At 37.5% G+C, this 16,693-nt stretch carries 18 protein-coding genes and 1 riboswitch; of the genes, 13 read left to right on the top strand and 5 right to left on the bottom strand.

Features of this window, described 5'->3' with window-relative positions; translation table 11 throughout:
- Positions 1-101: 101 nt before the first annotated feature.
- Positions 102-473, bottom strand: a complete 372-nt coding sequence (locus DLJ74_RS15160; protein WP_109985096.1) for a YtxH domain-containing protein — start codon at positions 471-473, stop codon at positions 102-104.
- 71 nt (positions 474-544) lie between these two features.
- Positions 545-979, bottom strand: a complete 435-nt coding sequence (locus DLJ74_RS15155; RefSeq protein WP_245902352.1) for an HIT family protein — start codon at positions 977-979, stop codon at positions 545-547.
- Between the two features lie 191 nt (positions 980-1,170).
- On the opposite strand from DLJ74_RS15155, the gene DLJ74_RS15150 reads away from it, so the two are divergent.
- Together DLJ74_RS15150 and DLJ74_RS15145 are read left to right on the top strand one after the other, a co-directional pair.
- Positions 1,171-1,917: an ABC transporter ATP-binding protein gene (locus DLJ74_RS15150; RefSeq protein ID WP_109985095.1), complete on the top strand. Its 747-nt coding sequence runs from the start codon at positions 1,171-1,173 to the stop codon at positions 1,915-1,917.
- Positions 1,910-3,121 carry an ABC transporter permease gene (locus DLJ74_RS15145; protein WP_109985094.1) on the top strand — a complete coding sequence of 404 codons (1,212 nt, stop codon included), beginning with the start codon at positions 1,910-1,912 and terminating at the stop codon, positions 3,119-3,121. The genes DLJ74_RS15150 and DLJ74_RS15145 overlap by 8 nt, the downstream gene beginning before the upstream one ends.
- A gap of 93 nt (positions 3,122-3,214) precedes the next feature.
- On the opposite strand, the gene DLJ74_RS15140 is transcribed toward DLJ74_RS15145, so the two are convergent.
- Positions 3,215-4,381, bottom strand: coding sequence for an amidohydrolase (locus DLJ74_RS15140; RefSeq protein WP_109985093.1), 1,167 nt, complete (start codon positions 4,379-4,381; stop codon positions 3,215-3,217).
- A 179-nt stretch (positions 4,382-4,560) separates the two neighbouring features.
- On the bottom strand, positions 4,561-5,004 hold the full coding sequence (locus tag DLJ74_RS15135; protein ID WP_054788842.1) for a ferritin-like domain-containing protein: 444 nt from the start codon (positions 5,002-5,004) through the stop codon (positions 4,561-4,563).
- Between the two features lie 137 nt (positions 5,005-5,141).
- Positions 5,142-5,241: riboswitch (TPP riboswitch) on the top strand.
- Between the two features lie 114 nt (positions 5,242-5,355).
- Between DLJ74_RS15135 and DLJ74_RS15130 the strand changes: the two genes are divergently transcribed.
- The 7 genes from DLJ74_RS15130 (at position 5,356) to DLJ74_RS15100 (ending at position 10,117) form a co-directional block, all read left to right on the top strand.
- On the top strand, positions 5,356-5,979 hold the full coding sequence (locus DLJ74_RS15130) for a thiamine phosphate synthase (RefSeq protein WP_342767752.1): 624 nt from the start codon (positions 5,356-5,358) through the stop codon (positions 5,977-5,979).
- Positions 5,972-7,096 (top strand): glycine oxidase ThiO, encoded by a 1,125-nt coding sequence (thiO, locus tag DLJ74_RS15125; protein WP_109985092.1) that lies wholly within the window; start codon positions 5,972-5,974, stop codon positions 7,094-7,096. The genes DLJ74_RS15130 and thiO overlap by 8 nt, the downstream gene beginning before the upstream one ends.
- A gap of 15 nt (positions 7,097-7,111) precedes the next feature.
- Positions 7,112-7,315 (top strand): sulfur carrier protein ThiS, encoded by a 204-nt coding sequence (gene thiS, locus DLJ74_RS15120; protein ID WP_054860523.1) that lies wholly within the window; start codon positions 7,112-7,114, stop codon positions 7,313-7,315.
- A 3-nt stretch (positions 7,316-7,318) separates the two neighbouring features.
- A complete protein-coding gene (locus tag DLJ74_RS15115; protein WP_109985091.1) occupies positions 7,319-8,089 on the top strand; it encodes a thiazole synthase in 771 nt (256 codons plus the stop codon).
- Positions 8,079-9,101 carry a ThiF family adenylyltransferase gene (locus tag DLJ74_RS15110; protein ID WP_109985090.1) on the top strand — a complete coding sequence of 341 codons (1,023 nt, stop codon included), beginning with the start codon at positions 8,079-8,081 and terminating at the stop codon, positions 9,099-9,101. The genes DLJ74_RS15115 and DLJ74_RS15110 overlap by 11 nt, the downstream gene beginning before the upstream one ends.
- Before the next feature lie 120 nt (positions 9,102-9,221).
- The gene (locus tag DLJ74_RS15105; RefSeq protein ID WP_109985089.1) at positions 9,222-9,644 is read left to right on the top strand and encodes a disulfide oxidoreductase; all 423 of its coding nucleotides are present in this window, start codon (positions 9,222-9,224) and stop codon (positions 9,642-9,644) included.
- A gap of 2 nt (positions 9,645-9,646) precedes the next feature.
- On the top strand, positions 9,647-10,117 hold the full coding sequence (locus DLJ74_RS15100) for a thioredoxin family protein (protein WP_181397593.1): 471 nt from the start codon (positions 9,647-9,649) through the stop codon (positions 10,115-10,117).
- Positions 10,118-10,286: 169 nt separating this feature from the next.
- On the opposite strand, the gene DLJ74_RS15095 is transcribed toward DLJ74_RS15100, so the two are convergent.
- The gene (locus DLJ74_RS15095) at positions 10,287-10,757 is read right to left on the bottom strand and encodes an antibiotic biosynthesis monooxygenase family protein (RefSeq protein ID WP_109985087.1); all 471 of its coding nucleotides are present in this window, start codon (positions 10,755-10,757) and stop codon (positions 10,287-10,289) included.
- A 139-nt stretch (positions 10,758-10,896) separates the two neighbouring features.
- On the opposite strand from DLJ74_RS15095, the gene DLJ74_RS15090 reads away from it, so the two are divergent.
- The 4 genes from DLJ74_RS15090 (at position 10,897) to hemY (ending at position 16,587) form a co-directional block, all read left to right on the top strand.
- Positions 10,897-13,071 carry a transglycosylase domain-containing protein gene (locus tag DLJ74_RS15090; RefSeq protein WP_245902351.1) on the top strand — a complete coding sequence of 725 codons (2,175 nt, stop codon included), beginning with the start codon at positions 10,897-10,899 and terminating at the stop codon, positions 13,069-13,071.
- A 133-nt stretch (positions 13,072-13,204) separates the two neighbouring features.
- Complete coding sequence (gene hemE / locus DLJ74_RS15085) at positions 13,205-14,239, top strand: uroporphyrinogen decarboxylase (protein ID WP_109985086.1); 1,035 nt, start codon at positions 13,205-13,207, stop codon at positions 14,237-14,239.
- 15 nt (positions 14,240-14,254) lie between these two features.
- The gene (gene hemH, locus DLJ74_RS15080; protein ID WP_109985085.1) at positions 14,255-15,196 is read left to right on the top strand and encodes a ferrochelatase; all 942 of its coding nucleotides are present in this window, start codon (positions 14,255-14,257) and stop codon (positions 15,194-15,196) included.
- Positions 15,193-16,587 carry a protoporphyrinogen oxidase gene (gene hemY / locus DLJ74_RS15075; RefSeq protein ID WP_109985084.1) on the top strand — a complete coding sequence of 465 codons (1,395 nt, stop codon included), beginning with the start codon at positions 15,193-15,195 and terminating at the stop codon, positions 16,585-16,587. The genes hemH and hemY overlap by 4 nt, the downstream gene beginning before the upstream one ends.
- Positions 16,588-16,693: the final 106 nt, after the last annotated feature.

Below are 16,693 nucleotides of genomic sequence, written 5' to 3'. Positions count from 1 at the left end.
AAAGCCATGCATGGAAACCATACATGGCACAAAATATTTTGTTTATTTACCTGTCTACTTGACAGGGGGCAGTTCATATTGACAGGAGCCATTTTTGATAATTAGTAGCTTTCCGTACGATTTTTGGTTTTGTCCTCTAGTTCTTTTAAGCTTTTTTCTATTTGATTTAAATACTTCTGGATATTTTTCTGATGGGGCTCGACGGTTTTCTTCCATGATTCAATCGATTCTTTAACATCAAGAGAGAGATCTTTAATTAGTGATACCCCTTCTTTAGAGGTTTTGGTGATTTGTTCTTTAATATCCATCCCATCTTCACGAAAGCGATTGAATGAATCAATGGCTTCATTGCTATAATGCTTCATATTATTACGAAGGTCTTTACCAGACTTCGGAGTGCTTAGTAATGTAGCTGTAGCACTAACTACACCACCTACAACGATTCCAAGCATAAGTGATTTCGTATTAATCATGATCAACCACGTCCTTTCTATTCTTATTATTCTCTATTTATTATCGGATCAAACTATATTTTTCAAATCTTCTAGGATGAAATCTTTTGATTTATCTGTTCGGCAATCGATGAAAGGTCTTCTCGTGTATACCGATCATCATGTGTTACCCATTTCATACCAAATCCGTCTTCTTTATTATAGCGGGGAATTAAGTGGATATGTAAATGAAAAACAGATTGCCCTGCAGGTGCCTCGTTATTATTCAATATGTTTAATCCAATTGGTGAAAACGATTCTTTAATAGCATTAGCGATCTTTGGAACACGGCTAAACACATTTGCTGCGATATCTTCCTCTGTTTCATAAATATCCTTCGCATGTGTTTTCGGTATAACTAATGTATGTCCTTTTGTTACCTGACTGATGTCTAAAAAGGCGTAAACCAATTCATCCTCATAAACCTTAGCAGACGGTATGTCTCCTTTGACAATTTTACAGAAAATGCAATCACTGTGTGTAGCCAACGATATCGCTCCTTTTAATTTTATATTTAGCATATTCATTTAGTATGTAATCATTAATTCTATTGTATAAATAAATATTAGGTTGCGCAACAATGACCATCACATTTCTTTCATCTAGGGAAATTCTTTGGCATAACACCAGTAAAATGATAATATTTTAGCATGTAAGGTAATAGAAAGGATGGTTGGAAATGGAGCCACTATTACATATTGAACAATTAGAAGGTGGATATACTCATCGGAATGTATTGCACGGGATTTCCTTTGATGTATTTCCTAACGAAATCGTCGGTTTGATCGGTTTAAATGGCGCTGGGAAAAGTACAACTATTAAACATGTCATTGGATTAATGCAGGCGAAAAAAGGTTCTGTTGCGATCAATGGAAAAACCTTTAATCAGCAAAAAGAAGCCTATCGACAACAGTTTTCATATATACCAGAAATGCCTGTTTTATATGATGAGCTAACATTGGAAGAGCATTTACGCTTAACAGCTATGGCTTATGATATTCCAGAAGAAATCTTCAAGAAACGGGTAGAGCCTTTATTAAAGGAATTTCGACTAGATGGAAAGTTAAAATGGTTTCCAATCCATTTTTCTAAAGGGATGCGTCAAAAGGTGATGATCATGTGTGCTTTTCTTGTGGAGCCCGATTTATACATAGTGGACGAGCCGTTTGTTGGCTTAGACCCACTTGGAATCCAGTCTTATTTGCAATGGATGAATCGAATGAAGGAGCAAGGGGCAGGCGTACTAATGTCAACGCATATTTTAGCAACTGCAGAACGGTATTGTGATCGTTTTGTCATTCTTCATGATGGGAAGATCAGAGCACAGGGAACGTTAGAAGAATTAAGACATGCCTTCGGTCGCCCTGAAGCGACACTTGATGATTTATATATTCAATTAACAAAGGAAGCAGATGCTCATGCTTAACGCGAAGGAGTTTTTTTTCGAACGTCTCAAGGCACATGTAAAAGAATTGAATCGCTATTTGCGTTATATTCTAACAGGTCACCTAGCAATCGCGATGTTTTTTATTTTCTCTGCTATGGCTGTTTATTACCAAAAATGGTTAGAAGAGCTCCCAGAAAACTTTCCAGTAGCCATTGTAATTGCCGTTTTGTTAGGCTTTTTTACTATGTATAGTCCGATTCAAACACTATTAAAAAAGGCAGATGTGGTTTTTTTAATACCTGCTGAACAGAAGCTTGCTAGTTATTTTACTCGTACGCTAATCTATAGTTATCTTACTCAAATCTACCTTGTCTTGTTTGTTTATGCTGTAATGGCACCATTGTATTTTGCATCCTTTTCCGATGGATCACTTTACTTCCTTCTACTCTTTTTACTTTTACTTATCAAAGCATGGAGTATACTGGCCAATTGGTGGATGTTAAAGATAAGGGAGCGATCCTCACGAGTTATCGATCAGCTTGTGCGTTTATTACTTATTATTGCTATCGTTTATTTCTTTTTGGAAAGGGAAACGATGTATTTATTTATGGTGACGGCTATACTTGTTGGTTTGTTCCTATACAATTATTTATTAGCAAAAAAGCAGCCTGGTATCCAATGGGATTTGTTAATAGAACGGGATTATTTAAGAATGCGCTCCTTCTATCGTCTGGCTAACATGTTCACAGACGTACCACACTTAGAAACGACAGTGAAGAAGCGACATGGATTGGCGCGCCTACTAACAAGCTCTATTCCTCATAAACAACATAATAGCTATACCTTCTTGTTCCGTTTAACTACGGCAAGAAGTGGAGAATACTTTGGAATATATATCCGGTTACTAGTTATTGGCTGCCTACTCGTTTACTATGTACCAAATCCATGGCTCAAGCTCATCTTTGCGATTCTCTTTGGTTATATGACATTCATACAATTAATGCCATTATGGAAACATCATTCTACATTAGTATGGTTGGATCTATATCCAATTACTGAAAAAGTTAGGGAAGCGTCCTTTATTAAGTGGTTAAAGCAATTAATGATTATCCAGCTCGTTATATTTGCTGTATTTTTATTCTTTGTCGGAAATCTAGAGCTTGGTCTGTTCATGTTTATTTTTAGCATTTTATTTATTCAATTTGTTATCCCTGCTTATGTTCATAAGAAGTTGAAGGGGTAAAAACGAAACAGGTAAACAAATAATAGGAGAGGCTATCCCATTTTTTATTAGGGGATAGCCATTTTTAATGGTGGTTAACTATGTAATAGTTATCTACTGGTTGGCACGATATACTGCTGAAATCAAAGTTTTTGCTGCGATTTTCATTGCTCGTTCATCAAAGTCAAACCTAGGATGGTGATGTGGTATAAATCCATCCTCTATTTGTGCGCCCGTAAAGAAAAATGCCCCAGGTTTACGTTCTAAATAATAAGCAAAATCCTCTCCTGTCATGCTTGGTTCAACCATTTCAGCTTTTTTAACCTCTGAAACCTGTTGGGCAGCTTCAATAATCCATGCTGCCTGTTCCTTATGATTCACGACAGGTGGATATCCTTTTTGGTAATCAAAATGATAGGAAACATCATAGCTATGACAAGTACCTTTGATGATCCTTTCCATTTCAGAGATGATGAACCGCTGTAGTTTTAAATCAAACGTTCTTACAGTACCTTCAATGATTGCGGAATCTGGTATTACATTATAAGCATTCCCTGCATGAAAGGTACCGATGGATAGAACGGCTGTGGCTAATGGATCAAGCTTTCTACTAATAATTTGCTGAAGATTTGCGATTAATTGGGAACCTATCACGATAGGATCCTTTGTTTGATGTGGAATACCTCCATGACCACCGGTTCCATTAATTTTAATCGTAAACTTATCGGCAGCAGCCATAAAATTTCCAGGTGCTGTCTGCACAACTCCATATGGCGTATTTGTCCATAAGTGTGTTCCAAATACAAGCTCCACCTCATCTAATATTCCTGTATCAATCATTGGTTTTGCGCCTCCAGGTGCGACTTCCTCAGCATGCTGATGGATAAAAACAATTTTGCCAGGAATAACTTCTTTATATTGTTTAAATATTTTTGCAATGGTTAACAGTGTCGTAGTATGACCATCGTGGCCACAGGCGTGCATCACACCTTGACTTTTGGAACGATATTCCACCTTTTTTTCATCTTGGATGGGAAGTCCATCAAAATCTGCTCGCAATGCGATGGTCTTACCAGGTTTGCCTCCAGTTAGTGTAGCGACAACACCGTTTCCACCGACATTGGCTTGGTATGGTATTTCTAGTCTCTGATAGTGCTCTGCAATAAAGGCAGCGGTTTTGTATTCATAAAAGGAAAGCTCAGGGTATTGATGCAAATATCTTCGCATATTTACCATCTCATCATAATGTTGGTCTATTTCTATAAAAAGATTGTTTAGCATATATGCATCATCCTCTTACATTTTTTCTCATTATATCACAGTATTCTAGATGTGCATGGTGACTCAAGCTAAAAAAAATAACCCGAGCTTGTGAGCCCAGGCTAACATTAATCTATATAAAAAGGGGGGTATTTACATTTTAGAAAAGCATAAAGGCATCGCAAGAAGTCAGGTTTTTCCTAAAAGAAGCTTTTATCAGCTAGAAGTCTTTGCGTTTCTTCTTTATGTCCTGTTTCATCTGCGATCATATCGTCTAATTTAACGACAAGCTCTGTAAAACCTAATTCTTCTGCTTGTTGTTTCCTTTTTTCATAGCGTTCAATTGTCTCGGTTTCTGCTTTTAATGTTGCTTCAAGCATTGCTCTTACATCTGTTAATTGTTCTACTTTAGCTGGTGTCGTAGTTGGAGTCCCGCCTAATGTTTTGATCTTGTCTGACAAATATAGGGCATGTCCAATCTCATCATCAATCTCATCTTCAAAGAAAGGCTTTAATAAGGAGCGATACAATCCAGATACTACAGATGCATGATAGGTATACATAATAGTAGAAGCATATTCATTCGCTAAGTCTACATTTAATCCATCAATTAATTCTTGTAATTTTTTTTCATCTTGTGCCATGTTAGCTAACATCCTTTCACGTTTTAATCTTCCATTATATGTCTACCCTTAAAATTTAAAATTAAACATATAAAAACTACCTTATTGGCAAATCCGTGAATCTATGCTATTCTTTTCCTGTAAGCAACTAACTTCATAACGAACACTAGGGGAGCCTTTAAGGCTGAGACGGATTATTTCGGACCCTTTGAACCTGATCTGGTTAACACTAGCGTAGGGAAGTGGTAGAATAGCTTTGCATGATTTTTAGCATAATCAAGCCACTTGTCTTTATTAGATAAGTGGCTATTTACGTTTCAATTTAAGTTTTTCTTCCATTTCCCATTGCGTGTGACAAAGGAGTGAAAGATTTTGATCGAGAAACATCTGCACTTAATATCTAATGGGAATTTTTCTAACCAACATCTCCCTATCCTTAAAGAAATCCAACATGATATTGACTTTCTCCATATTAGAGAAAAAGAAAAAACTGCAAAACAATTAATGGATTCTATTAATTCATTAATAGGGATTGGGTTCCCTCTATCCAAAATCATCATAAATGATCGGATCGATGTAGCATACATGATGAAGTGCGCTGGGGTGCAGCTTGCTTACCATAGTGCTTGTGTATCTGCAGTAAAAAAACATTTTCCATCCATGTTATGTGGGAAATCTGTTCATTCCGTAAAAGAGGCAAAGCGAGCAGAAGAAGAAGGTGCAGATTTTTTGTTGTATGGACATATTTTTGCTAGTAATTCTAAACCTAACCAGGTTCCAAGAGGATTAATTGCACTTAATAGGTTAATAGACAGTGTTGCAATTCCAGTTTATGCAATCGGTGGAATAACTCCAGCTCTAGCACGGGATATACTGAAATGTAATGCGAGTGGCATTGCGATAATGTCTGGAATATGGGAGGCAGCTCAACCTCTTCAAGCTGTAAAGGCATACCGGAAAGTGTTGAAGGAAGCAAGGAGGGATAGGTATGAATAATTATGATCAAATCATTGTCGGTGCTGGTGTCATAGGTTGCTCAATTGCGTATCAATTAACGAAAAGGGGGTATAACGTTTTAGTATTGGAACAAAACAAAATAGGATGTGAGGCATCAAGTGCTGCTGCTGGAATGCTCGGAGCACAAGCGGAATTTTCAGAGGATTCTCCTTTGTTTCGATTTGCAAGAGATAGTCGCTCCCTTTTTCCAGGGTTAGCAACAGAGCTAAAGGATCAAAGTGACGTGGATATCCATTATATGAACAATGGGATGTATAAGCTTGCCTTCCATGAAAAGGAATGGCAGCAATTAGAGGAAATCGCTCGTTTCCAAGTTGATGCAGGCGAAGAGGCATATATTTTAGGGCGTGATGAGGTAGTTAAGGAACTAAAAAATATTACCTCTCATTTTCTAACAGCATTATACTTACCGAATGACGGTCAGGTGTCAGCACCAGATCTAACAAAAGCATTTGCTCTTGCTGCAAGAAACAATGGAGCAACAATAAAGGAATATACGGCTGTAACTAAACTTCTGATCAAAGATGGGCAAGTTCAAGGAGTAAGAGCAAATCAATGTTGTTATTATGCAGATCAAATAATATTGGCAACAGGAGTAGGTGGAAATCATTTGCTTCCTTTTTTAACAGATCCGTATATTATTTCACCTGTAAAAGGGGAGTGCTTATCGATAATCACAGAAGAGCTGAAGGTAGAATCAACAATAGTTACCAATGGCTGTTATCTCGTTCCTAAGAGTAAGCAAAGAATCATCATTGGTGCGACTTCTATGCCTAACGATTGGGATAAAGAAGTGCGTGTTGAAGGGATTTATCAATTATTAACTCGTGCTCAAAAGATTTTGCCATGTTTGAAGAAGGCAAAAATGGAAGGCTTTTGGTCGGGATTACGACCACAATCAGCAGATGGCTTCCCTTTTCTAGGAGAAGTACCCGATATAGCAGGTTTATATATGGCAAATGCTCACTTTAGAAATGGTATTTTGCTTTCACCTATTACGGGTGAGTTTATGGCCGATTTAATAGAAGGAAAAGAAGTAAAGGCAGCATATAAGGAGAATTTTTCTCTTCATCGATTTCAAAAAGCATTTACATGAAGGTAGGTGAAATGATTGAAGCTTTTGGTCAATGGAAATGATTTAACAGTTAATAGCAGTGTGAATAGCATACAGCAATTGATCGAACATTTAGAGCTAAGGAACAAATCTTTGATTGTAGAACATAACCAGCAAATATTGAAAAAAGAGGACCATGAGAAGACTATCATAAACGATGGTGACAGAATCGAAATCGTTCATTTTGTAGGAGGAGGATGAGCAATGCTTACAATAGGAAAGTATCAATTTAACTCACGATTATTTTTAGGAACAGGTAAATTCTCGGATTTTGATGTGCAGAAAAAAGCGGTGGAGGTGTCCCAAACAGAAGTATTAACCTTCTCTGTTCGGAGAATGAATATTTTTGATCCAAACCAACCCAATTTTCTTGAAAAAATCGACCTTGAAAAATTTACTTTCTTGCCAAATACAGCAGGAGCAAGTAATGCAGAAGAGGCAGTTCGAATCGCTAAATTAGCTGATGCTTCAGGGTTATGTGATATGGTGAAAGTAGAGGTTATTGGATGCTCCAAAACATTGCTCCCAGATCCAGTAGAAACATTAAAAGCAACAGAAGCTCTATTGACAGAAGGCTTCACTGTATTGCCATATACCTCGGATGATGTTGTACTAGCACGTAAATTAGAGGAATTAGGTGCTCACGCTATTATGCCAGGAGCTTCTCCAATTGGAAGTGGCCAAGGCATTGTAAATCCATTAAACTTGCAATTTATAATCGAACAAGCAAAGGTCCCAGTTATCGTGGACGCAGGTATTGGCTCACCTAGTGATGCAGCGTTAGCAATGGAATTAGGAGCAGATGGTGTTTTGTTAAATACGGCAGTTTCTGGGGCGGATAATCCAGTACAAATGGCAGAGGCTATGCGGCTAGCGATTGACGCAGGAAGACTCGGCTATACAGCAGGTAGGATAGAAAAGAAGAATTATGCTGTAGCCAGTAGTCCTAAGGATGGGATAAGTGTTGGAAGCTAGTCGTTATAGTAGACAAATATTGTTTGAGCCAATCGGGGAAGAGGGGCAATTGCGACTTTCTAAAAGCCATGTACTTATCATTGGGGTAGGTGCCTTAGGATCTATTAGTGCAGAGACATTGACACGTGCTGGAGTTGGAAAATTAACCTTGGTAGATCGTGACTATGTGGAAGAGAGTAATTTGCAGAGACAGCAGCTGTTCACTGAAAAGGATGTAATCAATCAAACTCCAAAGGCAATTGCTGCTAAGGAACGCTTAGAGTCGATTAATCATTTGGTCAAAATTGACGCAATGGTGATGGATGCAGATGTCAGTAAGCTGGAACAGATCATACCAAAGGTTCACTTAGTCATTGATGCGACCGATAATTTTGAAACCCGTTTGCTTATAAATGACCTTTGTCAAAAATATCGAAAGCCATGGATTTATGGTGGCTGTGTTGCTAGCTATGGCATCACATTTACCGTTTTACCTAATGAAACCCCATGCTTACAATGCCTAATGGAACATATTCCACAGGATGGCGCAACCTGCGATACTGTTGGTATTGTTAGCCCTGTAGTACAAATGGTCGTATCTCATCAAATGATCGAGGCATTCAAGATTTTAACTGGTAACAAGCAACAATTATCAGGAAAACTAATAGCGTTTGATCTATGGCAAAATCAGCGAATGGAGTTAGCAGTCGAATCTTTAAGAAAGAAAGATTGCCCATCGTGCTCCGAAAATAAACAGTTTCCAAATCTTTCTTATGAGCAACAATTAAAAACCGCCGTTTTATGTGGAAGAAATACGGTTCAAATTCGTTCCCCACATAAACAAGTACATTTAGAAGAAATCGCTAGACATTTACAAAAAAAACAATCATTAAAGGTTTTTCAGAATCCATACCTTCTTTCATTTGAAATAGAGAACCATCGTATGGTCGTTTTTCAAGATGGTAGAACATTGATTCATGGCACAAAAGATTTGACAGAAGCTAAAAAATTATATTATCAATTTATCGGTTAAAAATTTCAGGGGCTACCTTCACGGCTAGCCTCTGTTTAAATTTTTTGTAAAATCGCTCAATCTATTTTGTAAATAGAATGGTTATCTGTATAATAAGATGGGAGAGGAGAGAGGTGGATAATGGATAGTAAGAAAGATACGCTATTGTTTATCATTTGGGCGCAAAGTTTAGTTGCTATGCTAGGCAGCCTATTTTACTCAGAAGTTATGGATTATATACCCTGTGAACTATGCTGGTATCAACGAATTTTAATGTATCCACTAGTTCTTATTTATGGGTATGCTCTTTATAAAAAAGATATCAGATATGCATTTCCTGGAATCATAATGAGTGGAATCGGTATTCTCGTTTCTGGCTATCATTATTTAATTCAAAATGTACCAAGCTTACAATCTGCTGGGGATGCATGTGGAGTGGTTCCTTGTAATGCTATCTATGTAGATTTTCTAGGGTTTATCACCATTCCTTTTCAAGCATTTGTAGCTTTTTTAGTCATTTTTAGCCTACACCTTGCATTAATTGTTCAACAAAGGAGAGCTTAATTTTGAAAAAGATGATTATATTTATCATAGTGCTAGTAGTAATTTTTTTAGCCTTATTCTTCGTCGTGAAATATCAAAAGGACAAGGCGTCAGAAGGAAATCCGTTCGATAAATCAGACCTTCATTCTGCAACCATCGAACAATTAGATGATGAAAACTATCAAAATCAAATTCTACCAGATGAGCTAGCAGACAAGCTTGAAAATGGTGAAGATGTAACGGTTTATTTCTATAGTCCTACATGTGTACACTGCCAACGTACTACCCCAGTTGTCGTTCCAATGGCAGAAGGCTATGGGATTGATCTAGTTAAATTAAATTTATTAGAGTTTGAAGCACAATGGGATGCATACGGAATTGAGGCAACACCAACCATTGTCCATTTTGAAGATGGAGAAGAATCTGCTCGTATTGTTGGGGAACAAGAAAATGAAAGATTCGAATCATTTTTTGAAACAGAAGTATTAGAATAATGGAATAAAAAAGGTATAAATCCAGACTTTTATCTAGTTAGAAAAGTCTGGATTGTTTTTTAGTGAAGTAACATTTCGGGCAATCCCACATTTTAAAAACTCTGTTATCAAAGCGATGATACACGTCCCAACACCCATGCAATCCTTCAGTCACTATTTCTCCAAGTACTTACGCTTCCTCTTCTCCTACTTGATATACATTAGTATAGGCAGGGCCTGCACTATATGGCTTTTGTTCTATTGCCATTCCTTTGTCATTTTTCCATCTTTGATAAGCATATTTATTTCGCCACTCTGTTAGTAAGATATACGTTTTCCCCTTGGAAGGACGTAGGAGTCTAAGTGCGATAAATCCTGGGTGATCTGTTATGTTCTTAGCTGTTTCCTTGAATTCCAATTCAAAAATAGGAGCACCTTCGTCTGTAATGGGAAGATGTGTAAGAGCGATAAAACCAGTTTCTTGCAAATCATTTTGTGATAGGACTACTTCATAATTTCGGCTTGTTTTGAAAATAGAAGAATTTTTATCATCTTCATAATATGCAATGGCTGTATCCGCATTATGCATTAGAATAAAGGGGTGTTGTTCTTCTAACTTCGATAAGTATTCAAAAGTACCATTTGTCATAAATGCCTTCATTTTCTTTCCTCCTCGATTATCAATTCTTTAAAATCGTTTTTCCCGTATGTTGTGTGATAAAATAAAAATATTGTGTGTTAAAATGTGACAAAAGATGCAAGTGTAGATGCCAAAATTTGATGAAAGGTGGTGCAAACTGTTGGGATTTCTCCATAAATGGATGCAGAACAGCTGGGTAATGATAAAACGCTTTAAAGTGTTGGTTATTATCTTTACTGCAATGATTTTCTTCGCTTTCTGTGGTTATTTATTCTTATTATTTGGTGGAAGTTTAGTTTTTAATGAAGCTGCTACATATTTACCCCAAACCTCTAAGGTTGTAACTGAGGATGGGACAATTCTAGGAAAACTTTATAGCGAAAATCGTGAGTATGTCTCCATAGATGAAATACCTGAACATGTGGAAGCTGCCTTTTTATCATTAGAGGACAAGGATTTTTATGAACATTCCGGAATATCCTTTCCAGCAGTTGCACGGGCATTATATCGTGACATTCTCGCCATGAGCAAAGTCGAAGGCGGAAGTACGATTACACAACAGCTAGCGAAAAACTTATTCTTAGTTAATGATAAAACATGGATGCGAAAAACGAAAGAGGTTATGGCTTCCATCTATTTGGAACGTAATTATAGTAAGGAAAAAATTCTTGAGCTTTATTTAAATGAAGTGTATTTTGCGCATGGAATTTATGGTGTCGGAACAGCAGCGGATTACTTTTTTGGAAAAGATATTTCAGAGCTTACGATCGATGAAGGGGCACTCCTTGCTGCAATGGTAAAAGCCCCTAACACTTATTCTCCTTATATTGATAAGGAAAAGGCAAAAGAAAGAAGAGACCTTGCCCTTTCTCAAATGGAGAAGTATGGAGAAATTTCAACAGAAGAGATGCTCTCCTTCCAAGCAAAAACGATAAACGTTCAAACACATGAGCAGGAGGAGGAACCATGGTTAGATGACTATTTTGACCATGTATTGAAGGAAGTAGAGTATGTATATGGGCTCAGTAGGGAGGCGTTGAAGCGTGGTGGCTATACGATAGAGGTATATATGGATCCACTAATGCAAAAAATTGCCTATCAAAAAATGCTGGACGATAGCTTTTTTCAAGCTTCTAATCAAAAGGTGGATGGGACCTTCGTATTAATGGAACAAGAATCAGGACATTTAAAGGCATTAATTGCTGGTCGTGATTTTTCCTTCTCGGAAATTAATCAGCTTCATGTTGCTAAACAGCCTGGGTCTATTATGAAGCCTTTAGCAGTCTATGGTCCAGCTATGCAATTAGGGGAATATAAACCATACGATTTACTCCTTGACAAAGATATCGATTATGATGGCTATCATGTTAAAAATGCAGACGGTCAATATGATGGGCAAGTCACGATGTATGAGGCGATCAACCAATCGAAAAATGCTCCAGCAGTCTGGTTATTAGATCAAATCGGAATTGATTATAGTAAAGCTGTTTTAGAAAAAATGAATCTTACTATAAAAGATAAAGGACTTGCTATCGCATTAGGTGGGCTAGAAAAAGGATTAACACCTATAGAAATAACAGAAGCATATCGTACCTTTATTCATCGAGGACAATGGACGGAATCGAGAAGTATCCAATCCATAACCGATTCCTCAGGAGAGATTATCACTCCACAAGAACAAAAAACAACGGAGATTTTTAACCAACAGGTCGCATGGAATATGGTACGGATGTTAGAGGGGGTTGTCCAAACGGGTACAGCACAAAATGGAGATTTTTCCAAAGCATTAGCAGGAAAAACAGGATCGACAGAGCATCCACACTCACCGGGGAATATAAAAGATGCCTGGTTTGCGGGATTCACTCCTGACTATGTGATGTCAGCATGGATAGGGTTTTCCGAAGCTCCAGCAGAAAATTATCTCACCACTGGTAGTGAAGCACCGACTCGATTGACAAAATCGATTTTACAAGAGATAGATAAACATCATTCGTTAAAGCAAAACTTTGAAAAACCTAATCAAGTGAAGGAGTTGCCTAAGCCAATCGGAGAATTACCTGTCATTACGGATTTATCGACATCGATAGAATTTGGCGGTTTCACCGTAATTCAAGGAGAATTAAACTGGACAGTAGCTGATGATGAACGAATTGTTTATCAAATTTATGAACAGAGGGAAGAAAAGGATAAATTAGTTGGAGAAGTGAAAGGGAAAGGGAATTATACTGTTGGATTAGGTGATGTTTTTCAATCAAAGCAGTATTATGTTGTTCCATATAATCCGTTAACAGAGCAATCGGGACAACCATCGAATATCACAACCTTTAGAGAATAAGAATTAATTTTAGCTTTATAATTGTTTTTTAGTTATAATAATTACAATTTAGTGAACAATTGTGAAAAATGCTATACATGTACGATTAAACATTTTATAGTTAAATAGAATGAGGAAAAAGGATGGAATAGATATGACAACATTTAATGATACGATTTTAAAAGCGTTTCGTGGTGAGGAAACAGACTATACGCCTGTCTGGTATATGCGTCAGGCTGGAAGGTCCCAAAAAGAATATAGAGAATTAAAAAAGAAATATTCTTTATTTGAAATTACTCACCAGCCGGAACTATGTGCCTATGTTACGAAGCTTCCTGTAGACATGTATAATGTCGATGCAGCTGTTTTGTACAAGGATATCATGTCACCATTACCGGCAATTGGTGTAGATGTAGAGATCCAATCTGGCATTGGTCCAGTAATTGAGAATCCTATAAAGTCATTAAAAGATGTGGAGAAATTAGGAACAATCGATCCCGAAAGTGATGTTCCATATGTATTAGAAACGATTCGAATATTAACAAAGGAACAGCTTCAAGTACCTTTGATCGGTTTTAGTGGTGCTCCTTTTACCATAGCAAGCTATATGATTGAAGGAGGTCCATCGAAAAATTATCATCGAACAAAAGCATTGATGTATAGTGACCCGAAGGCATGGTTTGCTCTGATGGACAAATTAGCTGATATGACAATAACGTATGTCAATGCCCAGATACAAGCTGGTGCCCAAGCTATTCAAATTTTTGATTCATGGGTTGGTGCGTTAAATGTTGCTGATTATCGAACCTACATCAAACCAATTATGCAGCATATTTTTACAGAATTGAGAAAAAATAATGTACCTCTTATTTTATTTGGAGTAGGTGCAAGTCATTTAGTGAAGGAATGGAATGATCTCCCTGTTGATGTGATTGGATTAGACTGGCGCTTATCTATTCGTGAGGCGAGAAACTTAGATGTAACAAAGGCATTACAAGGGAACTTAGACCCAGCCTTCCTGCTCTCAGATTGGGCAACGGTTGAAAAGAAAGTGAAAGAAATCATTGATGAAGGAAAACAATATCCGAGTCATGTATTTAACCTTGGACATGGAGTGACACCAGAAATAAATCCAGATCGTTTAAAAAAATTAACTGAATTTATTCATACTTATTCCAAGCAAGCATAGAAAGGATGTTTCATGATGACAAAGAAAAAAATCGGACTACTCGTAATGGCATATGGTACTCCTTATGAGGAAGCAGACATTGAACGCTATTACACAGATATTCGCCATGGACGTAAACCATCCCCAGAGATGTTAGAAGACTTAAAAGAGAGATACAAAGCAATCGGTGGTATTTCTCCACTTGCTAAAATCACGAAAGATCAGGCAAAGGCATTAGAAGACCATTTAAATGAAGTACAGGATGATGTGGAATTCGTTCACTACTTAGGCTTAAAGCATATTGAGCCATTTGTAGAAGACGCAGTGAAAAAAATGGCTGATGATGGGATAACAGAAGCTATTTCTATAGTACTTGCCCCACATTATTCTACTTTTAGTGTGAAGTCTTACAATGGTCGTGCTCAAGACGAGGCAGCTAAATTTGGTATCACGATAAACTCTGTGGAAAGCTGGTATGATGCAGAAGGATTTATCGATTATTGGAAGAAAGCCATCTTAGCAGAATATGAAAAAATGGAAGAAACAGAAAAAGAGAACGCGGTGCTTATTGTCTCTGCCCATAGCCTTCCTGAGAAAATTTTGCAATATGGTGACCCATATCCAGAGCAATTACAAAAAACGGCAGAGCTTATTAAAGCAAAAACAGGAATTAAAAATTTGGAAATTGGCTGGCAAAGTGAAGGAAATACGCCTGATCCTTGGTTAGGTCCAGATGTACAGGATTTAACCCGTGAGTTATATAATGAAAAAGGATACCGCAGCTTTATTTATGCCCCGGTTGGGTTTGTTGCAGACCACTTAGAAGTTCTCTATGACAATGATTATGAATGTAAGGTTGTATGTGAGGAGCTTGGTGCGAACTACTATCGTCCATCCATGCCGAACGCTCATCCTAAATTTATCGATACTTTAGCAACCGTTGTGTTAAATAAATATAAAAGTAATGATCGATCATGAAAAAGATTGTAATCATTGGCGGTGGTATTGCGGGACTTACCGCCGCTTTTTACTTAAAAAAGCAGATAAAAGAAGAAAATCTACCATATGAAGTGAATGTAATAGAAGCGAGCAATCGTCTTGGTGGAAAAATTAAAACAGAGCGTCGGGATGGCTTTACAATGGAACGTGGGCCTGATTCCTTTCTCATTCGAAAGCAGTCGGCTGAGCGTCTTGTCCGTGAGGTTGGCTTAGGGGATAAGCTAGTAACAAATGGGACAGGGAAATCTTATATACTAATTGGAAATGAACTCCATAGTATGCCTCAAGGATCATTTATGGGTATTCCTACTCAAGTCAAACCATTTTTATTATCCGATTTATTTAGTATAGCGGGCAAGCTTCGAGCAGGGATGGATTTTATTAGACCTAAAGGAATGCCTCAAGACGATCAATCACTAGGAAAATTCTTTCGCAAGCGATTTGGTGATGAATTGGTTGAAAATTTAATAGAACCATTACTATCTGGTATTTATGCCGGAGATATCGATGATTTAAGCTTAATGGCTACTTTCCCAAATTTTTACGAACTGGAGCAAAAGTATGGCAGTATTGTAAGGGGCTTGCAAAAGTCGATGCCAAAGACGAAGAATACGGGCAAAAAGAGAAGCATGTTCTACAGTCTTGAAGGTGGTTTACAAACACTCGTGGAAGCATTAGAGCAAGCTCTTGGGGATGAAATGATCTATAAAAATACAAAGGTTAAATCATTGGAAAAAATAAATAGTAACTACCAACTTTCCTTATCAGATGGCTCAATAGTGAATGCTGATGCGGTGATGGTGGCAACACCTTTTGCGTCCATGAAACAAATGTTAGGTTCTTATGATTTTATCCAAAAGCTAGGGGAAATGAAGGCAACATCTGTAGCAAATGTTGTGTTAGCCTTTGATCAGTCTGCTATTAAAGAAGATATTGATGGTACTGGTTTCGTCGTATCACGCAATAGTAGTAATCGTATAACAGCTTGTACATGGACACATAAAAAATGGCCGGAAACCACTGTACCAGAAGGAAAGGCATTGCTTCGTTGTTATGTAGGAAGACCTGGTGATGAAGAAGTGATTCATCTATCAGATGATGGATTAGAGGAGCTAGTTCTTGCCGATTTGAATAAGATTATGAGGATTGATGGTAAACCTCTTTTTTCTGTTGTGACACGTTGGGAAAATGCAATGCCCCAATACCGTGTTGGGCATAAGCAGATGGTAGAAAAATTAGAAGGAGATTTGATGGAACACCTCCCTGGCGTATATGTAGCTGGTAGTCCCTATAAAGGGATTGGGATTCCGGACTGTATTGATCAAGGGGAAGAGACCGTCAAGAAAATGTTAGAGTTTTTAGCCGAGTAGAGTTGCTTAGAAAAGCACTCTACTTTTTTTTGTGTTTATACCATATATAAAAAAAGAGCAGCTTTAGAAGCTGCAGGTGTCTGTCTTTCACATATATCTTGATTAA

The sequence above is a fragment of the Gracilibacillus dipsosauri genome (assembly GCF_003176895.1).
GTDB lineage: Bacteria > Bacillota > Bacilli > Bacillales > Amphibacillaceae > Gracilibacillus > Gracilibacillus dipsosauri.
Note: the sequence above shows the minus strand (reverse complement) of the source record. Positions and strands in the feature narration are given on the sequence as shown.